Here is a 25,285-nt window from a genome sequence, read left to right as displayed (position 1 = left end):
TGTATACCACGCCCGATTCAGGATTTCTGCTTGGGGTGATGCCAGAGTTCCATGCCATTTTTCGGCACGCGCTTCAGGCAGCTTGCCAGGGATTCGCCATCAGGGAATATCAACTCAGGGGCGATTTCCGCCAGCGGATAAAGCATGAACTCACGTTCTTTCAGGCCGTAATGTGGCACAGTCAGGCGATCGGTATGAATGACGTCATCGCCATATAGCATGATGTCCAGATCGAGTGTACGAGGGCCCCAGCGTTCATCTTTGCGCACGCGGCCCTGATTGCGTTCTATCGCTTGGGTGTGATCAAGCAGCTGTTCGGCAGGCAATAATGTATCCAATGCAACCACGGCATTGAGAAAGTCCGGCTGGTTCTGTGGCCCCAGCGGTTTAGTACGGTAAAACGAAGAACAAACGATCAACCGGGTGCGCGGGAGATGCTCCAGCGCTTCCAGTGCGGCTTTCACCTGTTGTAGCGGGTGCGCCAGGTTACTGCCCAGCGCGATATAAACGCGGATCATTATTCCCCTTCTTTACGCGGCGTCCGTCGACGAGGACGGCGTTGACGCGTGCGTCGTGGTGCCGGATCGTCACCCAAAGTGTTCAACATGGTTTTTTGGCGTGCTGGAGTAGCGTCCTGGAACTCGCCCCACCATTCGGTCAGACGCAGCATTTCCGGGTTTTCTTCTACTTCCGCACGCAGCGCCAGCAAATCATAAGCGGCGCGGAATTTCGGGTGTTCCATTAGTTTGTGTGCGCGCTTGCCTTGGCGGCGTGACAGCCGAAGCTGCAACTGCCAAATATCACGAACCAGAGTAGTGATACGTTTCGGGATCGCCAGCGAGCGGCACTGCTCGTCCAACACGTCATTCATCGCCAGAGCGAAGGCATCGTAATATGCCAACCCGCTTTCCTGCGCCAGTTTCTGGGCATGTTCCAGCAACGGATACCAAAGCATAGCAGCAAACAGGAACGCCGGATTGACGCGCATGTCATTCTGCAGACGATAGTCGGTATTCTTCAGCACCTGTGCCAGGATTCGCTCCATTGGCGTGTCATGGTTCGGGGTGAAGTGACGTGCAATCTGTGGGAATAATGGCTGGAACAGCTGGTATTCACACAGCTTCAGATAGGTCGGATAACCGTAGCCTGCCTGCAACAGTTTGAGTGATTCCTCAAACAGACGCGCCGGTGGGATCTCATGTAACAGTGACGCCAGGCGTGGGATCGGCTCGGCGGTTTCATCACTGATGGTCATGTCCAGCTTGGCGGCAAAGCGCACAGCACGCAGCATGCGCACCGGGTCTTCGCGGTAACGAGTTTCTGGATCGCCGATCAGGCGAATCACACCTTGCTTCAGATCGCGCAGGCCGTTGACGTAATCACGCAAGGTGAAGTCCGCGACACCGTAATACAAACTGTTGATGGTGAAGTCACGGCGCTGAGCATCTTCTTCGATTGAACCGAAGATGTTGTCACGCAACAGCATGCCATTTTGGGCCTGCTGGGAAGAATTCTTGTCCGATTCCGGCGTTTGCTGTTCGTGGTGGCCACGGAAGGTAGCAACCTCGATGATTTCCGGCCCAAACATGACGTGCGCCAGGCGGAAGCGGCGACCAACCAGACGGCAGTTGCGGAACAACTTGCGCACTTGTTCTGGGGTTGCATTGGTGGTGATGTCGAAATCTTTTGGCTTTTTGCCAAGCAACAGATCACGTACGCCGCCACCGACCAGATAGGCTTCAAAGCCGGATTTGTTCAGGCGGTATAGCACCTTCAGTGCATTCTCACTGATGTCTTTACGTGAGATGGAATGCTGGTCGCGTGGGATTACGGTCATTGAGCCGTTTCCCTCTGCTGCAGGAAAAGGTGGGCGTTTACGCGGTGCCGGCCGGCGGGCAGGGCTTTCTCTGCCGCGATCGGCGGAACGTTGCTGCGGCGCAGCTGGCTGTTCAGCCACCACGCTTTCTTCGCGGACTACGTTTTTATCGCTGACCGGCGCATCATCGCGCGGCTGCTTGTCATCGCGGATTAGCACCTTACGGCAGAAATTGGCTACTCGGGTAAAAATGGTACACCTCGATAGTGTCTGATAAAAATGGCGCTAACAAAAAATAGCGGCTAATCATAGCTCACCATGGCTCTTTTGAGAATGCCGATGTGTTTCCGCCCAGGGGATAGCCTCCTGACGCGGCACATTATCCAGCTTCCAGTGTGCGATTGCCCAGCTCAATAATAACGACAGGTCAAGATCTTGCCAGCTTTCTGGTAGTGGTTGGCGCAGAAACTTCAGTGCGGCAAGCAGTACGGGGCGAGGATCACCGTCGGGCAATGCGGGCGCATGGTTTTGTTTCGACAGTTTGATGCCATTAGCGCTCAGCGCTAGCGGCAAATGCGCATAAGTAGGTACCGGTGCCTGCAACTGATGGTATAGCGCAATTTGGCGCACCGTCGGTTCTATCAAATCGGCACCGCGTACGATTTCGGTCACACCCTGGAAATGATCGTCAACCACCACCGCCAGGTTATAGGCGAACAGGCCATCACGTCGGCGGATGATAAAGTCTTCCTGCGCCAACGCGGGATCAGCGTGTAACTCACCCTGCAGTCGGTCGTGAAAGGCGAAAACAGGTGCGGACTGCCGTAAACGAATGGCAGCACCCTGAGGGCCAAGATGCAAATGACGGCAGTGACCGTCGTAAAGGCCACCTATCTGCTGGATACGGCTACGGGTACAGTTACAGAAATAGCTGAGCCCTTGCTGTTGGAGTTGATCCAGCGTTGCCCGGTAGGCTTCATGGCGTTGGGATTGATAGATGACCTGGCCGTCCCAGAGGAGACCATAGTGTTCCAGAGCGGATAAGATGCGATCAGCCGCACCGGCAACTTCGCGCGGGGGATCGATATCTTCAATGCGAACCAACCACTGCCCGTGTTGAGCACGAGCCTGAAGGTAGCTTCCCAGAGCAGCAATCAGCGAACCGAAATGCAGATCCCCGGAAGGCGATGGGGCAAAGCGCCCCACATAATGTCTTTCTTGCATATCAGAGGGGAAACTTTCCCTTTTCTCTGTGCGGCGCACGTAGATACGCACGCCGCAGCGGTAACAACTGTATACCCGTCATAGCTGAAGTTGCCTCTGTGTTGGCTGCACTCACTTACCAGAATCACTTACTTGAGTAAGCTCATCGGGATAAGCTCCCTTGCCGCCTTGATGCAACTCCAACTATTTTAGGTATATTAACCGGCCATCTGCTTTTCGCGGATTTCGGCCAGCGTCTTGCAGTCGATGCACAAATCGGCAGTCGGACGCGCTTCAAGGCGACGAATACCAATCTCCACGCCGCAGGATTCGCAGTAGCCGAAATCTTCGTCTTCTACTTTCTTCAGCGTTTTCTCGATCTTTTTAATCAGTTTGCGTTCGCGATCGCGGTTACGCAGTTCAAGACTGAACTCTTCTTCCTGAGTGGCACGGTCGGCCGGATCAGGGAAGTTAGCTGCCTCTTCCTGCATATGCGACACAGTACGATCCACTTCATCCCTGAGCTGGTTGCGCCATGCTTCAAGAATGCGCTTGAAATGCGACAACTGGGCGTCGTTCATGTACTCTTCGCCCGGCTTCTCTTGGTACGGCTCCACCCCAGCGATGGCGAGAATGCTCAAGGACGAGGTTTTACGGGTTTGCCCTTCTTGCATGTTGCTTCTCCTACATACACACGCACTATCGAATCCCCAATGCGGGGGAAAAACAGGCCGCTATAAATAACAGATGGGACGTAGGTTGGCAATTATTCCTGTCGCCTGCTTGACAATGGTGTGAAGGAAGGCGTATTTGGCGACGCGATAACCGGTTGTCGGAATATTTGTGCCCGGTCAGCGCTAATCGATAAAAAACGGTAACTTATCGCAGAGAGATATACCGTCAGGTGATAATTTAGCCCCATAACAAACTACTTCTACGCCCAACTGCTGAACCTGTGCTAACAGTGCCGCATAACGCTCATCTATATGATGTGCCGGTGCGACCTGTTCAATACCGCTATGTAACACAGCAAAGAACAAAACCGCCCGTTGCCCGCTTTCAACCACGCTTAGCAACTCACGTAAGTGCTTCTGTCCTCTGAGCGTTACTGCATCAGGGAAGTAACCACGTTGTTGTTGCAATAATGTGACTGACTTAACTTCAATATAGCAGCTAGCTCTATTTTCTGCCTGTAATAACAAATCGATACGACTGTTTTCACTGCCATATTTCACTTCACTGCTGATTTTACTGTAACCGGATAATTCATTGATTAGATTCTGTTCGATAGCCTCGCGCACCAAGGTGTTGGCGCGTAAGGTATTCACACAAATCCAGTCCCCTTGTTGGGTATGTGTCAGCTCCCAACTGTGGGCGTATTTACGCTTGGCATTATCCGATGTGGAATACCAAACGGTATCGCCGGGTGTGGCGCAACCGGTCATGGCACCGGTATTGGCGCAGTGCAGGGTAAAGGTTTCTCCCTCCGGTGTGATGACGTCCGCCAAAAAGCGTTTGTAACGTTTAATCAGCGTGGCGTGGCGCAACGGTGGCGTAAAAATCATGGATTGTCCTGGTTGGCTAAGGGCCATTGTTCAAGCATCTGATAACGCGTGCGGCCGTTTTCAAAAACTGACTGGTACAAGGCGAATGCGTCGGCACTGAAGATCCAGCCCGGTGTTGCCGGTGGTATGGCGACGGGCTGTGTTGCGGAGCGCAATAGCGTGATGTGCGGATGAAACGGCATCGGGCTTTGATAGCACCCACTGCGGGCGGCCTGCGAGCGCAAAAGCTCTGCCAATTGCAGCAATTTGCGTGGGGCTCGCCGGGTGCCAAGCCAAACCACGCCGGGACGAGGCCAATGGCCCAGGTCATCCAATACCATGCTGAAACCGGGCTGACTAATGCGGCTAGCCAGCTTCTTTAGCGCGGTTTCTTTTTGTGCCGAAACATCCCCAAGAAAGGCCAGCGTCAGGTGCAGATTGGCTGCGGCGACGGGCCGACCCGCTTCTGGTGTGAAGCTTTCTGCACGCCAACGGATCACCTGCTGCTGTAGCGCATCAGGTAAGGTCAGGGCAAAAAAAAGGCGGCGCGAACTGGACATAGATACCCGGCAAGTAATGAAACGCAGAGTCTAATGCTACAATGTGCGCCGCCCAATGTTAACCACTACGGAGAGTTCTGTGTCTTCACTGCCCGTCAGCGCGGTTCTTGATGAATTGCTCACTGCGCTGCAATCCGCCCCTCAGGTGTTATTGCATGCACCGACCGGTGCCGGTAAATCGACCTGGCTGCCGCTGCAGATCCTGGCCAAGGCTGGGCTACCGGGGCGAATTATCATGCTCGAACCGCGGCGGTTGGCGGCGAAAAACGTGGCATACCGATTGGCGCAGCAACTGGGGGAGGAGCCTGGTCAGACGGTGGGTTACCGCATGCGTGCCGAAAGCAAAAGTGGGCCGCATACCCGGCTGGAAGTGGTGACCGAAGGCATTCTTACCCGCATGTTGCAGCAGGACGCTGAGCTGCAGGGCGTTTCGTTAGTGATTCTCGATGAATTCCATGAGCGTAGCCTGCAGGCCGATCTGGCATTAGCGCTACTCTTGGACGTACAGCAGGGTCTGCGCGACGATTTAAAGCTGCTGATCATGTCAGCAACGCTGGATAACGCTCGTCTGGCGCAGTTGTTGCCGCAGGCCCCAGTAGTGGTATCCGCTGGTCGAAGCTTCCCTGTTGAGCGTCAATATCAACCGTTAACCAGTCATCAACGGCTGGAGGACGGTGTGGCGAGCGCCGTTAAGCGCCTGTTGTCTGAGCAGACGGGATCCTTACTGCTGTTCTTGCCTGGTGTGGCTGAGATTAATCGGGTACTGGAGCGTCTGAGCGGCGACGTCGCGGCCGATATCGAATTATGCCCGCTGTACGGTGCCTTGCCGTTGGCGCAGCAGCAGAAAGCGATTCAGGCGGCACCGGCAGGGCGGCGAAAGGTGGTATTGGCAACCAACATCGCTGAAACCAGCCTGACCATCGAAGGTATTCGGTTGGTGGTAGACAGTGGCCTGGAGCGTGTGGCGCGTTATGACGTGCGGAACGGCCTTACGCGATTGGTGACACAACGCATTAGCCAGGCATCAATGATTCAGCGTGCTGGCCGTGCCGGTCGTCTGGAACCGGGCATTTGCTGGCATCTGTTTGCCAAAGAGCAGGCCGAGCGGGCGGCGGAACATGCTGAGCCGGAAATCTTGCAAAGTGATCTCGCCGCTTTCTGGCTGGAGTTGCTGCAATGGGGTTGTCATGAAGTAGGGCAATTGACCTGGCTTGACCGGCCACCTGAGCCAGCGCTGGCGGCAGCCAGAAGGTTGTTGCAGCATCTTGGCGCCACCGATGACGGCGATAAACTGACTGCACGCGGTCGCCAGATGGCTATTCTGGGTTGTGAACCGCGTTTGGCGGCGATGCTAACCCAAGGAGCAGAGCGGAGTGCTGATGGACTGGCAACGGCCGCTGCATTAGCTGCGTTGCTGGAAGAACCACCGCGCAGAGGACAAATGGACATTGGTTACTGGCTGAGCCGCCCGCAGCCGAACTGGCAACGACGCGCCACTCAGCTTGCCCGGCATTTGCAGGTAAAGGCGGGACAGGTGGATGTGGATATGGCGCCGAGCCTCTTGGCGTTGGCGTTTACTGACCGCATTGCTCAACGGCGTGGTCAGGATGGTCGTTACCTGCTGGCTAACGGCATGGGTGCAGCGATGAATCAGGATGAAGCATTATCACGAGCCCCTTGGCTGATCGTACCCAGCCTGCTGCAAGGGCATAACAGCCCCGATGCACGTATTTTGCTGGCACTACCGGTAGACATTGAGGTTTTGGCGGCGCAACTGCCGGCGATCGTTTCCCAGCAAACCGCAGTGGAGTGGGACGAGGAAAAAGGCACGTTGCGTGCCTGGAAGCGTCAGCAGATTGGCCGTTTGACGCTGCGCGCACAACCATTGGCCAAACCGGCTGACGAAGAGTTACAACAGGCGTTGCTCAATTGGGTTCGTGCCCAAGGTGTCGCAGTGCTGAACTGGGATACTGCCGCTGAACAGTTGCGCCTGCGTTTGCAGTGCGCACAAAACTGGTTGCCAGAGGCCGCCTGGCCGCCGGTCGACGATGATGCGTTGCTGGCATCGTTGGAGCAATGGTTGTTGCCGTCGCTGAGTGGCGTACGTGACATGCGTGGGTTAAAACAGGTGAATATTGCTGAGGCGTTGGTGCGGTTGTTGAGCTGGCAGCAAAAGCAGCGGCTGGATAATGCGCTACCCACTCATTACACTGTGCCAACCGGCAGCCGGTTACCGATCCGTTATGACGCTGGCAAACCACCTGCGTTGGCAGTGCGTCTGCAAGAAGTGTTTGGTGAACAGCGCAGTCCGATGCTGGCAGAAGGTCGCATCCCGGTGGTGCTTGAGTTACTCTCACCGGCGCACAGGCCATTACAAATCACCGGCGATCTGGCGGCGTTTTGGCAGGGGGCCTACAAAGAAGTGCAAAAAGAGATGAAAGGGCGTTACCCGAAGCACGTGTGGCCGGACGACCCGGCGAATACCGCACCTACGCGGCGCACGAAAAAGTATCAGTAACCCCGTCATACTTGACGCCGCATCGGTGTTGGCTGTGTTCACTTATCCGAATCACTTACTCGCGTAAGCTCATCGGGATAAGTTCTCTTGCCGCCTCGATGCAACGCCAATTATTTAGGGGGAGAATTCAGATGTTTCTTCTGTTCAGCAGCCTAATGCCGCGACAGATTAAGCGACTCATAATGGCCGGCAGTGCCGCCAAGTCTGGAGAGTAACAGCAATGGCTGGGGATGACCGCGAGCCCATTGGGCGCAAAGGGAAACAACCAACACGCACCGCGTCGCGCAAACCGCCGCGCCGTCGTCGAGATGACGATTACGATGATTACGAGGAAGACGAGTACCAGGATGACGAAGATGATTATGAAGACGAGGAAGAACGCATGCCGCGTAAGGTAAAAGCGACTCCGCCGCGTAAAAAACGCCGCTGGCTCGGCCTGCTGATCAAACTGATTCTGGTGGTCGCTGTCCTGCTGGCGATCTACGGTGTCTATCTGGATTCACAGATCCGCAGCCGCATTGACGGCAAAGTCTGGCAGTTGCCGGCAGCGGTTTATGGCCGCATGGTCAACCTGGAACCGGGCATGCCGTACAGCAAAAAGGAAATGGTCGATTTGCTTGAAGGCATGCAATACCGCCAGGTAAGCCGCATGACACGTCCAGGTGAATTTACCGTGCAGGCCAACAGCATTGAAATGCTGCGCCGCCCATTTGACTTCCCAGACGGTAAAGAGGGCCAGATCCACGCTCGCCTGGATTTCCAGAATAACCGCCTGGCGAAAATCGAGAACATGGAAAACCAGCGTAGCTTCGGGTTCTTCCGCCTCGATCCGCGTCTGATCACCATGTTGCAGTCGCCGAACGGTGAACAGCGTCTGTTTGTCCCGCGCGCTGGTTTCCCGGACCTGCTGGTCGATACATTGATTGCCACGGAAGACCGCCATTTCTATGAACATGACGGTATCAGCCCCTATTCCATTGGCCGTGCGGTGTTGGCTAACCTGACGGCCGGACGTGCGGTACAGGGCGGCAGTACGCTGACGCAGCAGTTGGTGAAAAACCTGTTCTTAACCAACGAGCGTTCGCTGTGGCGTAAAGCCAACGAAGCCTACATGGCGTTGTTGGTGGATTACCGTTACAGCAAGGACCGTATCCTTGAGCTTTATCTGAATGAGGTTTACCTCGGCCAAAGTGGCAATGATCAGATTCGTGGTTTCCCTCTGGCCAGCCTGTATTACTTTGGCCGTCCGGTGGACGAACTGAGTTTGGATCAACAGGCGCTGTTGGTGGGTATGGTTAAGGGGGCGTCGCTGTATAACCCTTGGCGCAACCCGAAACTGGCGCTGGAGCGCCGTAACCTGGTATTAAAACTGTTGCAGAACCAGGGTGTTATCGACGCAGAGCTGTATAACATGCTCAGCGCCAGGCCGCTGGGCGTGCAGCCAAAAGGCGGGGTGATCACGCCGCAGCCCGCGTTTATGCAGATGGTACGCCAGGAACTGCAAGCCAAGCTGGGCGATAAGGTTAATGATCTGTCCGGTGTGAAGATCTTCACCACGTTGGACCCGGTATCACAAGATGCAGCGGAAAAAGCCGTTGAGGACGGTATTCCGGCGCTGAAGGCTGCGCGTCACGTGCAGGATCTGGAAGCGGCGATGGTGATTGTCGATCGCTTCAGCGGTGAAGTTCGCGCCATGGTCGGTGGTGCTAATCCACAGTTTGCCGGATTTAACCGTGCCATGCAGGCGCGTCGTTTGGTCGGATCGCTGGCCAAGCCACCAACCTACCTGACGGCGCTGTCTGAACCAGATAAGTACCGTCTCAACACCTGGTTGGCAGATCAGCCATTGACGTTGAAATTGTCGAACGGCACTGTCTGGCAGCCAAACAACTATGACCGCAAATTCCGTGGTCAGGTGATGTTGGTGGATGGTCTCGCCTTTTCACTCAACGTACCCACGGTGAATCTGGGTATGGCGGTTGGGCTGGATCAAATCAGTGCTACGCTGCAACGCTTGGGCATTCCAAAGGCAGAAATTAACCCAGTGCCTTCGATGCTGCTTGGGGCGATTGGCTTGACACCGATGGAAGTGGCGCAGGAATACCAAACTATCGCCGGTGGCGGTAACCGTGCTCCACTGTCTGCGGTGCGTTCGGTGATTGCTGAAGACGGTTCAGTGCTGTATCAGAGCTTCCCGCAGGCGGAGCGTGTCGTGCCGGCTCAGGCGGCTTACCTGACGTTGTACGCCATGCAACAAGGTGTCGCGCGTGGGACCTCTCGCTCACTGTCGGTCAAGTTCCCTAACTACAATCTGGCGGCGAAAACCGGTACCACCAACGATTTGCGTGACAGCTGGTTTGCCGGTATCGACGGTAAAGAAGTGGCTATCGCCTGGGTTGGGCGTGATAACAACGGTCCAGCTAAGCTGACCGGTGCCAATGGTGCGTTGACCCTGTATCGTCGCTATCTGGAAAACCAGACGCCGCTGCCGCTGATGTTGCAGCCGCCGGAAGGCATTAACCAGATGGGCATCGATGCCAGCGGTAACTTTGTCTGTAGCGGCGGTGGGCGTACCATTCCCGTATGGACTGATAATCCGCAGGGGTTGTGCCAGGCAAGTCAGGCCGCTCAGCAACAACAGCAACAGCAGCAGGCGGGTGAGCAAAAAGATGCTGACGGTGTGGCGGGCTGGATCAAGGACATGTTCGGTAAGTAAGCGCCCAATCATGTAAAACGCTTAGGCGAAAAATTTTTCTTTGTTATTAAGCCCGTAACTTTCTGTTGCGGGCTTTTTTATTTCTCTGCGCAGTTTATTTCCATCAGGTTAATGTGGCTAAGCGGTTAATCACACACCAATTTACAGGCTGAATTCGACTTGCAGTTTAATTTGGCTTCTGCATAAAATGCGTCGCTTATAATAATTATTATCGTTTACATTCGTCATCAAATAATTCACCAGAGAAATCACTTATGCCGTCCAAGCGTCTTCCATTTCCCATGGCCAAGCAGGGCCGAATTCACGCCAGTGGGTTAGCGATCACTATCGCTGCTGCACTTGGCACGCTGGCGATGCCGGCATTTTCCGCTGACACCAAATCGACCGCCAAGGAAGACACGATTACCGTGGTAGGCAGCGGTCAGTCTCAGCAAGAAAGCGCCTGGGGGCCAGTCGGCACCTATGTGGCCAAGCGCAGCGCTACCGGTACTAAAACGGATACGCCGCTGATTAAAACGCCGCAGTCGGTCTCTGTCGTCACGCGTGAAGAGATGGATATGCGCCAATCGGAAACGGTGAAAAGTGCGTTGGCTTATACGCCAGGTGTGATGGTGGGCAACCGTGGTGCCTCTACCGCCTACGACGCTGTGAACATTCGTGGTTTTAGTTCAGTGGGTACCAATATGTACCTGGACGGCCTGAAACTGCAGGATGATAACTATTCCATTTACCAAATTGACCCTTACTTCCTGGAGCGCGCTGAAGTGCTGCGCGGTCCTTCCTCGGTACTTTATGGTAAGAGCAGTCCGGGTGGTGTCGTCGCTCTGGTCAGCAAACGCCCAACGACTGAAACCCTTCGTGAAGTTCAGTTCAAAATGGGTACCGACAATCTGTTCCAGACCGGCTTCGACTTTGGCGGTGCAGTGGATGATGACGGTGTTTACTCTTACCGCTTGACCGGCTTGGCGCGTGATGAAGATCAGCAGCAAGTGGGTGAAAAGAGCAAGCGCTATGCTATCGCGCCTTCTTTCAGTTGGCGGCCGGATGATCGTACCTCGTTGACTTTCCTCAGCAGTTTCCAGGATGACCCAAGCGTGGGCTTCTATGGCTGGTTGCCGAAAGAGGGCACGGTGCAAAATGGCATCAATGGTAAATTACCAACCAGTTTCAACGACGGTGAGCCGGGTTACAACAACATCTCGCGTAAGCAGCAGATGGTCGGGTACGCCTTTGAGCATGGGTTTGATGACGTATGGACGGTGCGCCAAAACCTGCGCTATTCCAAGATGGACGTTGATTACCGCTCCATCTATGGTCAGGGTATCAGCGCGACTAACCCTGCTGAATTGACACGTGGCGTGATGAACTCAAAAGAGCACATGTCCAGCTTTACTGTAGATACGCAGGCGCAGGCCAAGTTTGCGACGGGGCAAGTTGATCACATCTTGTTGATGGGCGTGGACTACATGCGCATGCGCAATGACGTCGTCTATCAGTACGGCACTGCTTCTCCTCTGAATGTTATAGCCCCACAATATGGTAACCAAAGTTACACCATTACTGGTGGTGCAAGTCAGGTCAATCGTCAGGAGCAAACTGGGCTTTACGTACAGGATCAGGCTGAATGGAACCAGTGGGTGCTGACCATGGGGGGGCGCTATGATTGGAGTGATACGAACAGCACCAACCGTTTGAACCAGAATTCGGTATCAAAGCAGAAGGACAACGAATTCAGCGGCCGCGCTGGTCTGAATTATGTATTTGAAAACGGTGTGGCACCTTATATCAGTTACAGTGAATCCTTTGAGCCAACTTCAGGCACGGACTTCAGTGGTAACACCTTCGCCGCCTCCAAGGGCAAACAGTATGAAGCTGGTGTGAAGTTTGCGCCGAAAGATCGTCCTATTACTGCCAGCATGGCGATCTATCAGCTGACTAAAACCAACAACAAGGTGGCTGACCCTAATCCAGATCATCCATTCGCCAGCGTGCAAGGCGGTGAGATTCGCTCTCGTGGTGTCGAGCTGGAAGCCAAAGCTGCGTTGACAGCCAATGTTAACCTGCTGGGTTCTTATACCTATACGGATGCCGAATATTCCAAGGACACCACGCTTCAGGGCAACACCCCGGCCGCGATTCCAAAACACATGGCCTCACTGTGGGCGGATTACACCTTCCATGAAACCGCACTTAGCGGTTTGACGCTGGGATCGGGTGTTCGCTATGTCGGTTCCAGCTATGGGGATGAGGCCAATACCTTTAAAGTGAAGGACTACACGGTGGTTGATGCCGCGATAAAATACGATCTGGCGCGTTTCAATCTGCCTGGCTCCTCGATTGGCATCAACGTGAACAACCTGTTTGATAAAGAATACGTCTCTAGCTGCTTCGCGACATATGGCTGCTATTGGGGCGCTGAACGCCAGGTGGTCGCCACCGCAACCTTCCGCTTCTAACCGGATAACCGGGGCGGCGTTATGTCGCCCCGGACAGAGTAGGACCTATGCAGGATAAACACCCCAATCACGATGCCACTTTTACGTTAGATAGCGCCAGCTTTGCCGTTCCCGGTCGTGTGCTATTGCAGCCATTATCGCTGACCTTTCCCGTGGGGAAAGTGTGTGGGTTGATCGGTCACAATGGTTCAGGCAAATCTACGCTGTTAAAAATTTTGGGTCGCCACCAGAACCCATCCACCGGCAGCGCATTGCTCAACCAACAGCCATTGAGCCAATGGGACAGTAAAGCCTTTGCGCGTCAGGTTGCTTATTTACCCCAACAATTGCCTGCCGCAGAAGGCATGACGGTGCGTGAACTGGTGGCCATTGGCCGCTATCCGTGGCACGGCGCACTGGGGCGCTTTGGCGTTAACGATCGCCAACAGGTGGAAGAGGCGATTGCGCTGGTGGGCTTGAAACCCTTTGCCAATCGACTGGTAGATAGTCTGTCCGGCGGCGAACGCCAGCGAGCGTGGCTGGCGATGATGGTGGCGCAAGACAGTCGTTGTCTGTTACTGGATGAGCCGACCTCGGCGCTGGATATTGCGCATCAGGTTGAGGTGCTCGCGCTGATTCAACGATTAAGCCGCCAGCGCGGTCTGACGGTGATTGCGGTGTTGCACGATATCAATATGGCTGCACGCTATTGCGACCATCTGGTGGCGTTGCGCGGCGGTGAGATGATTGCACAGGGTACCCCATTAGATCTGATGCAGGGTGACGTGCTGGAACAAATTTACGGTATTCCTATGGGGACGCTGCCACATCCAAGCGGCGGTGCGCCGGTGAGTTTTGTCTACTGATGTCTGATTCCTCTGAGTTTCATCATGATGCCGTACGCCGTCGCCTGCTGACGGCGATGGCGCTGTCTCCATTGCTATTTTCCCTGCCGGGACATGCTACTGAAACGTCGCCCGATTTGACGCGCATTGTCGCGCTGGAATGGCTGCCTATTGAGCTGTTATTGGCACTCGGGATTACGCCACTGGCAGTAGCTGATATCCATAACTACAACCTGTGGGTGGAAGAGCCAAAGCTACCAGCATCGGTTATTGACGTGGGCCAGCGTACCGAACCTAACCTCGAATTGTTGCAGCAGCTTCACCCATCCTTGATGCTGCTGTCGAAGGGCTATGGGCCAACGCCACAAAAGCTGGAGCCAATCGCACCGTCCATGAGCTTTAGCTTCAACGACGGCAGCGGCAAGCCGCTGACGGTCGCGAGGGCATCGCTACAGGCATTAGCACAGCGGCTGGGGATAGAGACGCGTGCGGTGCAACATTTGGCGCAGTTTGATCGTTTCATTCAGGACGCACGTCAGCGCCTGCATTCGTATACTCAGCAGCCACTACTGATGTTTTCACTGATGGACACTCGCCATGCCCTGGTTATTGGTCAGAAGAGTCTGTTCCAGGAAGTGATGGATCAGCTTGGGATAAAAAATGCCTGGGAAGGGGAAACCAACTTCTGGGGCACGGCAGTGGTGGGAATTGAACGTCTGGTGACGGTGAAAAGCGCACGGGCGATTTACCTCGATCACGGTAATCAGGCGATGATGGATAAAGTGAGTTCGACTCCGTTGTGGCAAGCATTACCCTTCGTTAGACAGAATCAATTACGTCAGGTACCGGCAGTGTGGTTCTACGGTGCGACGTTATCGGCGATGCGCTTTTGTCATTTGCTGGAACACGCGCAGGAGAGCTATTCATGAACGCACGTATCCGTGCATTGCCGGTGACATTGGTTCTGGTGCTGCTGGCAAGCGCCAGCGGTTTAACGCTTTATAACTTGCTACAACAGCTGCCATGGGCACAGTGGGGACAGGCGCTAAATGCACCGGACATCGACGATGTGCACCAAATGTTGTTTCACTATAGCCTGTTACCGCGGCTGTCGGTGTCCTTGCTGGCCGGGGCCGGATTAGGGTTGGTCGGTGTACTGTTCCAACAGGTATTACGCAATCCGTTGGCAGAACCCGCGACGCTCGGCGTTTCCGCTGGGGCGCAGCTTGGGCTGACGGTTGCGACACTGTGGATGTTGCCGGGTGGTGAACTGACACGCCAGTTGGCGGCGATGGTGGGAGCTGTGGTGGTCGGCGGATTAGTGTTTGGCGTGGCGTGGGGCAAACGCATGTCGCCGGTGACGCTGATCCTCGCTGGGCTGGTGTTGGGGTTGTACTGCGGTGCGGTTAACAGCCTGCTGGCGCTGTTCAATTACGATCAACTGCAGGGCGTCTTTTTGTGGAGCACCGGTGCACTGAACCAGCAAGACTGGAGCACTGTGCAGTTTATCCTGCCGCGTTTGCTGGTGGCCGGGTTGTTGGCGGTCTTGTTACTGCGACCACTAACGCTGTTGGGATTGGACGACGGTGTGGCACGCAATCTGGGGCTGGGGTTGTCGATGGCGCGTTTTTGCGCGCTGGCTGTGGCGATCATCTTCAGCGCCATGTTGGTTAATGCCGCGGGCGTGATCGGTTTTATCGGTTTGTTTGCCCCTTTGATGGCGAAAATGCTAGGGGCACGTCGGTTGGCACATCGCATGATGTTGGCCCCTCTGCTGGGGGCGTTGTTGCTGTGGTTAACTGATCAGGTGATGATCTGGCTGACGCAGGTATGGCGTGAGGTTCCTACCGGGGCCGCGACCGCGCTGTTTGGTGCGCCGCTGTTGTTGTGGTTGCTACCGCGGCTGCGCAGCGCTTCTACGCCACCACCAATGAATCTGGGTGATAAAGTGCCAGCAGAACGTGGTCATCTGTTGGCATGGGTCGCGCTGGCGGGCGCGGTGTTATTCGCCGGTCTGACTGTGGCATTGATGTTTGGGCAAAATGCTGCCGGTTGGCACTGGAGCCAGGGTGCTGAGCTGGAGTCACTGATGCCGTGGCGCTGGCCACGTGTCTTATCGGCACTGGCGGCGGGTATGATGCTGGCGGTTGCTGGGACGTTAATCCAGAAGTTGACGGGTAACCCGATGGCCAGCCCGGAAGTGTTGGGTATCAGCTCGGGTGCTGCGTTCGGCGTAGTGATGATGTTGTTGGTTGTACCGGGGGATGCTTTTGTTTGGTTGCTGCCTGCTGGGAGCCTGGGAGCTGCCGGTACTTTACTGGTGATCATGATTGCCGCAGGGCGGGGTGGTTTTTCCACCGAACGCATGCTCTTGGCCGGTATTGCACTCAGCACGGCGTTTACCACCACCATTTTCCTGCTGTTGGCCAGCGGTGATCCCCGCACCGGTGGGCTGCTGACCTGGATTTCTGGTTCTACCTATTCGGTGACACCGGAGCAGGCAGTGCGAACGGCGATTATTGCGGCGATGCTGATTGTGTTGGCCCCCCTGTGCCGTCGTTGGCTCAGTATTCTGCCGCTTGGCAGCGCCACTGCCCGCTCCGTGGGGATCGCGTTGACGCCAGTGCGGTTGACCATTCTCCTGCTGGCCGCCACGCTGACCGCAATGGCGACGTTGACCGTAGGGCCACTGAGTTTTATTGGCCTGATGGCACCACACATGGCGCGTATGTTGGGCTTCCGTCGTGCGTTACCGCAAATGGTGATTTCCGCGTTGTTAGGGGGCTTGCTGATGGTGTTTGCCGATTGGTGTGGGCGGATGGTTATGTTCCCTTACCAAATCCCTGCGGGGCTGCTGGCGACCTTTATCGGTGCGCCGTATTTCGTTTATCTGTTGCGTAAACAAACGTCGTAACTGGCGCTGTAACGCCCTGGTGATGACATACCCGAAAAGTATTAAAGACAGTCTGACCGACATGGAAAGATCAGAGCTGAAGAAATTGAAGAACGGGGCTAAAGTTCCGGCCAATGCCACTCGTTATGACATCGCAGATGTGAAGGCGATCAGGGCGTAGCTGAATATTTCTCAGAGCGAAATGGCAAAGGTGTTGGCGGTGATCCAGGTTAACCCCGCATGCTTCAGGGAACTTGTAGCACATTAGACCTCTGTGCGGATTGTTTACCTGCTGCATGCGCTGCGTCCAGCGTCCCTCCACCAGAAACAAAAACGGCGAGCCTAGGCTCGCCGTTTTCACATAGAATGCGCGGGCTTATTTCAGGCCAGCAGCATCACGCAGCAGTTCTGCTTTGTCAGTCGCTTCCCAAGGGAAGTGCTCACGACCGAAGTGGCCGTAGGCAGCAGTTTCGCGGTAGATTGGTTGCAGCAGATCCATCATCTGGATCAGGCCGTATGGACGCAGATCGAAGAACTCGCGTACCAGCAGGGTCAGCTGTTCGGTAGGGACTTTCTCGGTACCGAAGGTTTCCACCATAATTGAGGTTGGTTCTGCCACGCCAATCGCGTAGGACACCTGGATCTCACAACGGTCAGCCAGGCCGGCAGCAACGATGTTTTTTGCTACGTAACGTGCTGCGTATGCTGCTGAACGATCAACCTTAGATGGATCCTTACCAGAGAACGCGCCGCCACCGTGACGGGCCATGCCGCCGTAGGTATCAACGATGATTTTACGTCCGGTCAGACCGCAGTCACCCATTGGCCCGCCGATAACGAAACGGCCGGTTGGGTTGATGTGGTATTTGGTGCTGGCGCTCAGCCATTCTGTAGGCAGAACTGGCTTGATGATCTCTTCCATTACCGCTTCTTGCAGATCTTTCAGAGAAATATCTTCGGAATGCTGGGTGGACAGTACTACTGCGTCGATGCCGACGATTTTGCCGTCGTCATACTGGAAGGTTACCTGGCTTTTTGCATCTGGACGCAACCATGGCAGTGTGCCGTTTTTACGCACTTCGGCCTGACGCTGTACCAGACGGTGCGCGTAGGTTACTGGTGCAGGCATCAGCACGTCGGTTTCATTGGTGGCATAGCCAAACATCAGACCCTGGTCGCCAGCACCTTGTTCCAGCGGATCGGTACGGTCAACGCCCTGATTGATATCTGGGGATTGCTTGCCGATAGCGCTCAGTACGGCACAAGAGTTGGCGTCAAAACCCATATCCGAGTGCACATAACCGATTTCGCGTACGGTTTTACGGGTGATTTCTTCGATATCGACCCAAGCGCTGGTGGTGATTTCACCGCCAACCAGTACCATGCCGGTTTTCACGTAAGTTTCGCAGGCGACGCGTGCTTTAGGATCTTGTTCCAGGATGGCGTCGAGAACGGCATCGGAGATCTGGTCAGCGATTTTGTCAGGATGCCCTTCGGAGACGGATTCGGACGTGAATAGGTGTTTAGCCATTGTATTCTTTACCTTGCATAAGACGGGTTAGAAATTACTGCACAGCGCTGGAGATCCGGCATCAAAGCGAAGGGTCTTCCGCTGATGGCGCGAGATACATCCTGCAACGCCCCTCAGGCAAAGCCGTTAAGCAGTTTCTTCGTTAATCAGTATAGATGGATTAACATCTGGACGTCTATTTTAGGTCAGGCCTTGACCGGATTGCCAGTATTTTTTTGCCAATTCGCTCTTTTGCGCAAAGCTACTGACGCCATTTTCATCGCTTGAAACAGTTTTCGACAAATTTTCATTTTGCATTTTCCCCGTGTTATCGGTATAAACTGCGCGCGCGGCTCATTTGATGCACAGCGTGGGGCAAGAAGTTGTAAATTTCTGTGACGCTCCCGTTAGTGGCCGGATGGTCAGTCGCAGACGTCGATTTGTGGCGTCGCCGCTTCATAGAACGGTCACGTTCTTACACTATTAATAGAGGCTCGGTCGTTCATTGTGGACGACGTGCGTGGAGGTGGTTGGATTAATGATCCGTTGTCTACCGGTTGTTGGTTCTCAACAGCAGTGCCGTTCTGGCGCACATTCTTCTGCTATTTCCCGTCTAGTCTCTACACCACCTTCCAGGTGTGATAAACACTTGGGCGCTACTCAGGATTCTCGGGCCGGTTAACGGTCGTCTGAAGAACTGAACAAGGGTAGCCTGCAGCCTTCCTGTGGGATGTTTCTTGACCCGATTCACGAGGTTTGAACAGGGTGTCTTACAATTATATGAGTAATAAACCGATCGCTGACCGCGAACGGCAGTTTTATTCGCTGCCGCAAGTGCGGTTTGTTGGGTTGTTCTCGCGGGTTGTAGCTGCGATAGTGGCTGACTGTATCGTCAGTACGGGATGTGAGGCGAGTAATGTCTGATGATCTGTTGATTCACCGTCCGTCAGCTACGGGCGAATCTATATCTTTGCGCTCCATGCAGGAGGTTGCTATGAATGACCGTGATGCCAGCAAGATGCTGCGCACTTATAACGTCGCCTACTGGGGCAACAATTATTATGACGTCAATGAACTGGGTCACATCAGTGTGTGCCCAGATCCTGACGTCCCACAGGCGCGTGTCGATCTGGCCGATTTGGTCAAACAACGCCAAAAAGACGGTCTGCGTCTGCCGGCGCTGTTCTGCTTCCCGCAGATCCTGCAGCACCGCCTGCGTTCGATCAATGCCGCTTTCAAACGTGCGCGTGAATCGTTCGGTTATGAAGGTGGCTATTTCCTGGTTTACCCGATTAAAGTGAACCAACACCGTCGCGTGATTGAATCTTTGGTTAATTCTGGCGAACCGCTGGGGCTGGAAGCTGGCTCTAAAGCTGAGCTGATGGCCGTGCTGGCACATGCTGGCATGACCCGTTCTGTGATCGTCTGTAATGGCTATAAAGACCGTGAATATATCCGTCTGGCATTGATCGGCGAAAAACTGGGGCACAAGGTGTACCTGGTGATCGAGAAAATGTCCGAAATCAACATGGTGCTGGAAGAAGCTGAACGTCTGAATGTGGTACCACGCTTGGGCGTGCGTGCGCGTCTGGCGTCGCAAGGCTCCGGTAAATGGCAGTCGAGCGGTGGCGAAAAGTCCAAGTTCGGGCTGGCAGCCGTTCAAGTGTTGAAACTGGTGGAAACCCTGCGTGAAGCGGGCCGCCTTGATAGCCTGCAATTGCTGCACTTCCATTTGGGATCGCAGCTGGCCAATATTCGTGACATCGCCACTGGCGTACGCGAATCGGCACGTTTCTACGTCGAACTGCACAAATTGGGCGTCAACATCCAGTGCTTCGACGTGGGCGGCGGTCTGGGCGTGGATTATGAAGGTACCCGTTCACAGTCTGATTGCTCTGTGAACTATGGCCTGAACGAATACGCCAACAACGTGATCTGGGGTATCGGCGACGCCTGTAATGAACATGGCTTGCCACATCCGACCGTGATCACCGAATCCGGCCGTGCGGTTACTGCACACCATACAGTGCTGGTATCCAACGTGATCGGCGTTGAGCGCAACGAATTCAGCGAACCCTTGCCACCGGCAGAGGACGCACCGCGCGCGCTGGAAAGCATGTGGGAAACCTGGCTGGAAATGAACGAGCCGGAGAACCGCCGCTCGCTGCGTGAATGGCTGCACGACAGCCAGATGGACCTGCATGATGTCCACACTCAGTATGCTCATGGCATGCTGGATCTGACCAAGCGTGCCTGGGCTGAGCAGTTGTACCTGAACATCTGCAACAAAATCCAGCAGCAATTGGATCCAAGCAACCGTGCACACCGTCCAATCATCGACGAACTGCAAGAGCGCATGGCAGACAAGTTCTACGTCAACTTCTCGCTGTTCCAATCAATGCCGGACGCCTGGGGTATAGACCAGCTGTTCCCAGTGTTGCCACTGGAAGGGCTGGATAAGCCACCAGAAGGCCGCGCAGTGCTGCTGGACATCACCTGTGACTCCGACGGTACTATTGATCACTACATCGACGGTGACGGCGTAGCGACCACCATGCCAATGCCGCCGTACGATCCGGAAAACCCGCCGGCGCTGGGCTTCTTTATGGTGGGAGCCTACCAGGAAATCCTGGGTAACATGCACAACCTGTTCGGTGATACTGCCTCGGTTGACGTGTTTGTCTTCCCTGATGGCACGGTAGAAACTGAATTGTCTGATGAAGGCGATACCGTTGCCGACATGCTGGAATACGTGCAGCTCGATCCTACCGCGCTGCTGGCTAAATTCCGCGATCAGGTAAAAGAAACCGATCTCGACAGCGAACTGCAAGCGCAGTTCCTGGAAGAATTCGAGGCCGGTTTGTACGGTTATACTTATTTAGAAGACGAGTAAGTAACGCTGAAAGGCCGGGTATCTCTTTGATGCCCGGCCTTTTTTATTGTTTTTCCTCCGCAGTTCCCCCGCGATATCCCTTCTCCCATACCAGTTATCACAAATTTGTTAACTCTCCGTGAGGATTCGGACAGGGTTTTCTTTGTAGGTTGTCATTATCGGTTTGATCAGTCTCCGGGGTGGCAGTGATGATGAACAGACGGCAGTTTATTCTGGTTGGCGGTGGCCTGTCCGCGGCGTTTTCGCTGGGTCTATTGCCGACATGGGCGGTGCGGGCTGCGGCCACCGCGCAATTTGAAGTCAACTACACTGATCAACAGTGGCATGAGCGGTTGTCCGCTGCGCAATACCATATTTTGCGAGAGGAGGGCACCGAAACTCCCTATAGCAGCCCGCTGAATGACGAACACCGTGATGGGGTGTTTTCCTGTGCGGGGTGCGATTTACCGCTGTTCTCCTCCCATGCCAAGTTTGACAGCCACACCGGCTGGCCGAGCTTTTATCAACCTCTTGATCATGCCGTTGCCCAGCGCCAGGACCGTTCATTTGGTATGGTGCGAGACGAGGTGCACTGCCGGCGCTGTGGCGGGCATCTGGGGCACGTGTTTGACGACGGTCCACAACCTACCGGATTGCGTTACTGCATGAACGGGTTGGCGCTGTTGTTCGCGCCGCAAAAAGCATAATGGGGAGAGCGATATGTTGATCCTGATCCTGGCTTATCTCGGCGGCATGCTGACTATCGCCAGTCCCTGCATTCTGCCGGTGCTGCCGTTCATTTTCTCGCGCGCCGATCGTCCTTTCTTGCGCTCCGGTTTGCCGATGCTGGTGGGAATGGCGCTGACCTTTGCGCTGTTTGCTACGCTGGCTGCCGTCGGTGGTGGTTGGGTCGTGGCGGCCAATCAATATGGTCGCTGGCTGGCATTGATCCTGATGGCGGTATTTGGCATCACCTTACTGTTTCCGGCGGTTGCCGAACGCGTGATGCACCCGTTGGTGTCGGCAGGCAATCGTCTGTCTGACAAGATTGCGGCAGACAAACAGCACCAGGTTGGCTCATCGCTGCTATTGGGCGTCGCCACTGGCCTGCTCTGGGCACCTTGCGCTGGACCGATACTCGGCCTGGTACTGACCGGTGCCGCATTGCAGGGTGCGAATGTCGGTTCAACATTGTTACTACTGGCCTATGCCGCTGGGGCGGCGACTTCATTGGCATTAGCATTGTTGATCGGCGGTAAGGTATTCAGCGCCATGAAACGCTCACTGGGGGCCGGTGAATGGATCCGACGTGGGCTGGGGGCGGCGATGCTACTGGGGGTTGTGGCGATTGCGCTCGGTCTTGATACCACGGTGCTGGCACGCATTTCGGCCGCGTCCACAGGCGGTATTGAACAACGGTTGGTACAGGTATTTACTCCCGCCGCAACGCCGGTGCGATCTTCTGTGCAAACGGCAGTCGACTCACAACCCATGTTGGATGACCTGGGCGAGATGCCGTCCCTGTCAGGGGCTGTACAGTGGCTGAATTCTCCGCCGCTGACGACGGAGTCCCTGCGTGGCAAGGTAGTCCTGGTCGATTTTTGGACTTACTCCTGCATCAACTGCCTACGCTCCCTTCCCTATGTGAAGGCTTGGGCGGAGAAATATCGTGATCAGGGATTAGTGGTGATTGGCGTACATGCGCCGGAATTTGCCTTCGAGAGAGATATTGGCAATGTCACCAAAGAGGCGAAAAAACTGGGGATCGACTACCCGATCGCCATCGATAACAACTACAGCATCTGGCGCGCGTTCAACAATCAATATTGGCCTGCACACTATTTTATCGATGCCACCGGGCATATTCGTTACCAACATTTTGGTGAAGGTGACTATGCACAATCTGAGCGGGTGATTCAGGAGCTGCTACGCCAAGCGGGGGCAAAAAATATCAGCACGGCTGTTAGCCAGGTTGCCGGCCAGGGCGTTGAACAGGCGGCGGGCAATCAGACTGATATCTCACCAGAAACTTACCTGGGTTACGCACGGGCGCAAAACTTTGCTTCCGGCGAGGTGACTCAGGACAAGAGCGCTAGCTATGCCGTGCCGGCAAGCTTATCGCTCAATGATTGGGGGCTGGTAGGAAACTGGACGGTGGGTGAAGAAAGCGTGACGTTGAATGCCCCTCAAGGACGCATCGTCTACCGCTTCCATGCTCGAGATTTGCATTTGGTGTTAGGCCCGAGTGCCGGGGGGAAACCGGTCGCGTTTAAAGTGACGCTGGATGGCAAAGCACCTGGTGAGATGCATGGTACGGATGTGACACCGGACGGACGCGGCGTGGTCACCGATCAGCGTCTCTATCAACTGATTCGGCAAACCGACGGCGCTGGAGAACACACCTTCAGTATTGAATTTGAACAGGCTGGGGCTGCGGCTTACGCCTTCACTTTCGGCTAATCCAGTGGTGAATATGATGAAACGTTCAAACAGGCTCGGCACGTGGTTAAGATCTTATGCCATTACTGGCGTGGTAGCGTTGGTCGGTGTAGGCCTCTGGCAAGGAAGCGCATGGTCATTCGGCGGGGCGGAAACCGCGGTGGTGATACCTGCACCTGCGGTTGATGAGCCAACTGGCACGTCGCACAGTGAGACCGCTATTTTTGCCGGCGGCTGTTTCTGGGGTGTGCAAGGCGTCTTTCAGCATGTGAAGGGCGTAACCAGCGCTGTCTCAGGTTATACCGGAGGCGCCGCGCAAACTGCCGATTATCAGCAGGTCAGTGGCGGTGATACCGGTCATGCGGAATCAGTGAAAGTGACTTTTGACCCGACTCAAGTTTCCTACGGTGACTTGCTGCAGATCTTTTTCTCAGTGGCGCATAATCCCACAGAGCTTAACCGACAAGGACCGGATAGTGGCACGCAGTATCGCTCCGCGCTTTTCCCGCTGAATGATTCACAGCAGCAGGTTGCAAATGCCTACATTGCTCAGTTGCAGGCCAGTCACAGTTACGATCAACCGCTGGTTACGCGTGTTGAGCGCAATGGGCATTTTTACCCGGCAGAGTCTTATCATCAGAACTTTTTAACGGAACACCCTGATTCCCTCTACATCATGATTAACGATCAGCCGAAAATAAAACAGCTGGAGCATTTATTCCCGACACGTTATAGCCAGCAACCCGTACTGGTGAAGCAGTAGTGCCTATACTGGACAGTGACGAGTCACCAGGATGATGATGCGCGCTCTTGAAGCGCGAACGAAATACGGCGATAATCTGCCGTATCAGCAGTACTGAACCAGATTTTGTATCAATCCCTTTCTCGTCGGGCTAACGACGCGGGAGGGATTTTTTTTTGTCAGCGCCTGTGTGATTTTTCACCAGGTGAAACGTTGAAATATGAGGGTTTACTATGAGCACCTTAGGCCATAAGTCCGATAATTCTTTAGTGTCCAACGCCTTTGGTTTCCTGCGCTTTCCGCTGAATTTCATGCCTTACGACAGCGATGCAGAGTGGGTCATCACCGGCATTCCATTTGACATGGCAACCTCCGGCCGTGCTGGTGGCCGTCATGGCCCGGCGGCGATCCGCCAGGTTTCCACCAATTTGGCTTGGGAAGGCAACCGTTGGCCGTGGAACTTTGACCTGCGCGATCGTCTGAACGTCGTCGATTGTGGCGACATCGTGTTCAACTTTGGCGATGCTCAGGACATGAGTGACAACTTGCAGGCGCACGCGGAAAAACTGCTGGCAGCTGGTAAGCGCATGCTCTCATTCGGCGGTGACCACTTCGTCACACTGCCGCTGCTGCGCGCACACGCCAAACATTTCGGTAAAATGGCGCTGGTGCACTTCGATGCCCATACCGACACCTACGCTAACGGCAGCCAATACGACCACGGTACCATGTTCTTCCATGCGCCGAACGAAGGCCTGATCGATCCAAAACATTCGGTGCAGATCGGCATTCGTACCGAATACGATCACGACAACGGCTTTACCGTATTGGATGCTGCGCAGGTTAACGATCGCAGCGCGGACGACCTGCTGGCTCAGATCAAACAGATCGTCGGCGATATGCCGGTATACCTGACCTTCGATATCGACTGTCTGGATCCGGCATTCGCACCGGGCACCGGCACGCCGGTGATCGGCGGCCTGACCTCCGATCGTGCGCTGAAACTGGTACGCGGCATGCAGTCACTTAACATCGTGGGTATGGACGTAGTGGAAGTGGCTCCGGCCTACGATCAATCCGAGATCACCGCGCTGGCTGCGGCGACCCTGGGCCTGGAAATGCTGTATCTGCAGGCTGCCAAGAAGCAATCTTAAACAGTAACAGCTTAAACTCTGGCCTTTCAGAGGCCAGA

At 54.9% G+C, this 25,285-nt stretch carries 19 protein-coding genes and 2 pseudogenes; 14 read left to right on the top strand and 7 right to left on the bottom strand.

The window, feature by feature from the left end:
- Positions 1 to 17: 17 nt before the first annotated feature.
- From folK to thpR, 6 genes and pseudogenes are all read right to left on the bottom strand, one after another.
- On the bottom strand, positions 18 to 518 hold the full coding sequence (gene folK, locus SGBXF1_RS20235; RefSeq protein ID WP_037416837.1) for a 2-amino-4-hydroxy-6-hydroxymethyldihydropteridine diphosphokinase: 501 nt from the start codon (positions 516 to 518) through the stop codon (positions 18 to 20).
- A complete protein-coding gene (pcnB, locus tag SGBXF1_RS20230) occupies positions 518 to 2,035 on the bottom strand; it encodes a polynucleotide adenylyltransferase PcnB (protein ID WP_370452798.1) in 1,518 nt (505 codons plus the stop codon). Before pcnB ends, folK begins: the two co-directional genes overlap by 1 nt.
- A 94-nt stretch (positions 2,036 to 2,129) precedes the next feature.
- Positions 2,130 to 3,040, bottom strand: a pseudogene (gluQRS, locus tag SGBXF1_RS20225) (tRNA glutamyl-Q(34) synthetase GluQRS).
- Between the two features lie 197 nt (positions 3,041 to 3,237).
- Positions 3,238 to 3,693, bottom strand: a complete 456-nt coding sequence (dksA, locus tag SGBXF1_RS20220) for an RNA polymerase-binding protein DksA (protein ID WP_012146687.1) — start codon at positions 3,691 to 3,693, stop codon at positions 3,238 to 3,240.
- A 183-nt stretch (positions 3,694 to 3,876) separates the two neighbouring features.
- Positions 3,877 to 4,584, bottom strand: coding sequence for a DNA/RNA nuclease SfsA (sfsA, locus tag SGBXF1_RS20215; RefSeq protein ID WP_061807932.1), 708 nt, complete (start codon positions 4,582 to 4,584; stop codon positions 3,877 to 3,879).
- The gene (gene thpR, locus SGBXF1_RS20210; protein WP_061807933.1) at positions 4,581 to 5,123 is read right to left on the bottom strand and encodes an RNA 2',3'-cyclic phosphodiesterase; all 543 of its coding nucleotides are present in this window, start codon (positions 5,121 to 5,123) and stop codon (positions 4,581 to 4,583) included. The genes sfsA and thpR overlap by 4 nt, the downstream gene beginning before the upstream one ends.
- A 79-nt stretch (positions 5,124 to 5,202) precedes the next feature.
- Here thpR and hrpB point away from each other — a divergent pair, with 79 nt between their 5' ends.
- From hrpB to SGBXF1_RS23915, 7 genes and pseudogenes are all read left to right on the top strand, one after another.
- Positions 5,203 to 7,641: an ATP-dependent helicase HrpB gene (gene hrpB / locus SGBXF1_RS20205; RefSeq protein WP_186427448.1), complete on the top strand. Its 2,439-nt coding sequence runs from the start codon at positions 5,203 to 5,205 to the stop codon at positions 7,639 to 7,641.
- Positions 7,642 to 7,861: 220 nt separating this feature from the next.
- The gene (mrcB, locus tag SGBXF1_RS20200; protein WP_061807934.1) at positions 7,862 to 10,357 is read left to right on the top strand and encodes a bifunctional glycosyl transferase/transpeptidase; all 2,496 of its coding nucleotides are present in this window, start codon (positions 7,862 to 7,864) and stop codon (positions 10,355 to 10,357) included.
- Positions 10,358 to 10,611: 254 nt separating this feature from the next.
- The gene (fhuA, locus tag SGBXF1_RS20195) at positions 10,612 to 12,813 is read left to right on the top strand and encodes a ferrichrome porin FhuA (protein ID WP_186427447.1); all 2,202 of its coding nucleotides are present in this window, start codon (positions 10,612 to 10,614) and stop codon (positions 12,811 to 12,813) included.
- A gap of 47 nt (positions 12,814 to 12,860) precedes the next feature.
- The gene (fhuC, locus tag SGBXF1_RS20190; protein WP_037416849.1) at positions 12,861 to 13,658 is read left to right on the top strand and encodes a Fe3+-hydroxamate ABC transporter ATP-binding protein FhuC; all 798 of its coding nucleotides are present in this window, start codon (positions 12,861 to 12,863) and stop codon (positions 13,656 to 13,658) included.
- Positions 13,658 to 14,566, top strand: coding sequence for a Fe(3+)-hydroxamate ABC transporter substrate-binding protein FhuD (fhuD, locus tag SGBXF1_RS20185; RefSeq protein WP_186427446.1), 909 nt, complete (start codon positions 13,658 to 13,660; stop codon positions 14,564 to 14,566). The genes fhuC and fhuD overlap by 1 nt, the downstream gene beginning before the upstream one ends.
- Positions 14,563 to 16,551: a Fe(3+)-hydroxamate ABC transporter permease FhuB gene (gene fhuB / locus SGBXF1_RS20180; protein WP_061807937.1), complete on the top strand. Its 1,989-nt coding sequence runs from the start codon at positions 14,563 to 14,565 to the stop codon at positions 16,549 to 16,551. The genes fhuD and fhuB overlap by 4 nt, the downstream gene beginning before the upstream one ends.
- Before the next feature lie 22 nt (positions 16,552 to 16,573).
- Positions 16,574 to 16,798 (top strand): annotated as a pseudogene (locus SGBXF1_RS23915) (NadS family protein).
- Positions 16,799 to 16,906: 108 nt separating this feature from the next.
- On the opposite strand, the gene metK reads toward SGBXF1_RS23915, so the two are convergent.
- Complete coding sequence (gene metK / locus SGBXF1_RS20175; protein WP_037426582.1) at positions 16,907 to 18,061, bottom strand: methionine adenosyltransferase; 1,155 nt, start codon at positions 18,059 to 18,061, stop codon at positions 16,907 to 16,909.
- A 517-nt stretch (positions 18,062 to 18,578) separates the two neighbouring features.
- Between metK and SGBXF1_RS24085 the strand changes: the two genes are divergently transcribed.
- The 7 genes from SGBXF1_RS24085 (at position 18,579) to speB (ending at position 25,247) form a co-directional block, all read left to right on the top strand.
- Positions 18,579 to 18,722 carry a hypothetical protein gene (locus tag SGBXF1_RS24085; RefSeq protein WP_464773948.1) on the top strand — a complete coding sequence of 48 codons (144 nt, stop codon included), beginning with the start codon at positions 18,579 to 18,581 and terminating at the stop codon, positions 18,720 to 18,722.
- Positions 18,723 to 18,820: 98 nt separating this feature from the next.
- Positions 18,821 to 18,964, top strand: a complete 144-nt coding sequence (locus tag SGBXF1_RS20170; RefSeq protein ID WP_115185180.1) for a virulence promoting factor — start codon at positions 18,821 to 18,823, stop codon at positions 18,962 to 18,964.
- Positions 18,957 to 20,933: a biosynthetic arginine decarboxylase gene (speA, locus tag SGBXF1_RS20165; RefSeq protein ID WP_037426581.1), complete on the top strand. Its 1,977-nt coding sequence runs from the start codon at positions 18,957 to 18,959 to the stop codon at positions 20,931 to 20,933. Before SGBXF1_RS20170 ends, speA begins: the two co-directional genes overlap by 8 nt.
- Positions 20,934 to 21,121: 188 nt before the next feature.
- A complete protein-coding gene (gene msrB / locus SGBXF1_RS20160; RefSeq protein ID WP_037426579.1) occupies positions 21,122 to 21,619 on the top strand; it encodes a peptide-methionine (R)-S-oxide reductase MsrB in 498 nt (165 codons plus the stop codon).
- A 13-nt stretch (positions 21,620 to 21,632) separates the two neighbouring features.
- Entirely contained in the window at positions 21,633 to 23,372 is a 1,740-nt protein-coding gene (locus tag SGBXF1_RS20155) for a cytochrome c biogenesis protein DipZ (protein WP_186427445.1), read from the top strand.
- Positions 23,373 to 23,388: 16 nt separating this feature from the next.
- Positions 23,389 to 24,114 (top strand): peptide-methionine (S)-S-oxide reductase MsrA, encoded by a 726-nt coding sequence (gene msrA / locus SGBXF1_RS20150; RefSeq protein WP_186428544.1) that lies wholly within the window; start codon positions 23,389 to 23,391, stop codon positions 24,112 to 24,114.
- A 212-nt stretch (positions 24,115 to 24,326) separates the two neighbouring features.
- Positions 24,327 to 25,247, top strand: a complete 921-nt coding sequence (gene speB / locus SGBXF1_RS20145; protein ID WP_186427444.1) for an agmatinase — start codon at positions 24,327 to 24,329, stop codon at positions 25,245 to 25,247.
- The last annotated feature ends 38 nt before the right edge of the window (positions 25,248 to 25,285 follow it).

The sequence above is a fragment of the Serratia grimesii genome, from assembly GCF_900186025.1.
GTDB classification, from domain to species: Bacteria; Pseudomonadota; Gammaproteobacteria; order Enterobacterales; family Enterobacteriaceae; genus Serratia; species Serratia grimesii.
Note: the sequence above shows the minus strand (reverse complement) of the source record. Positions and strands in the feature narration are given on the sequence as shown.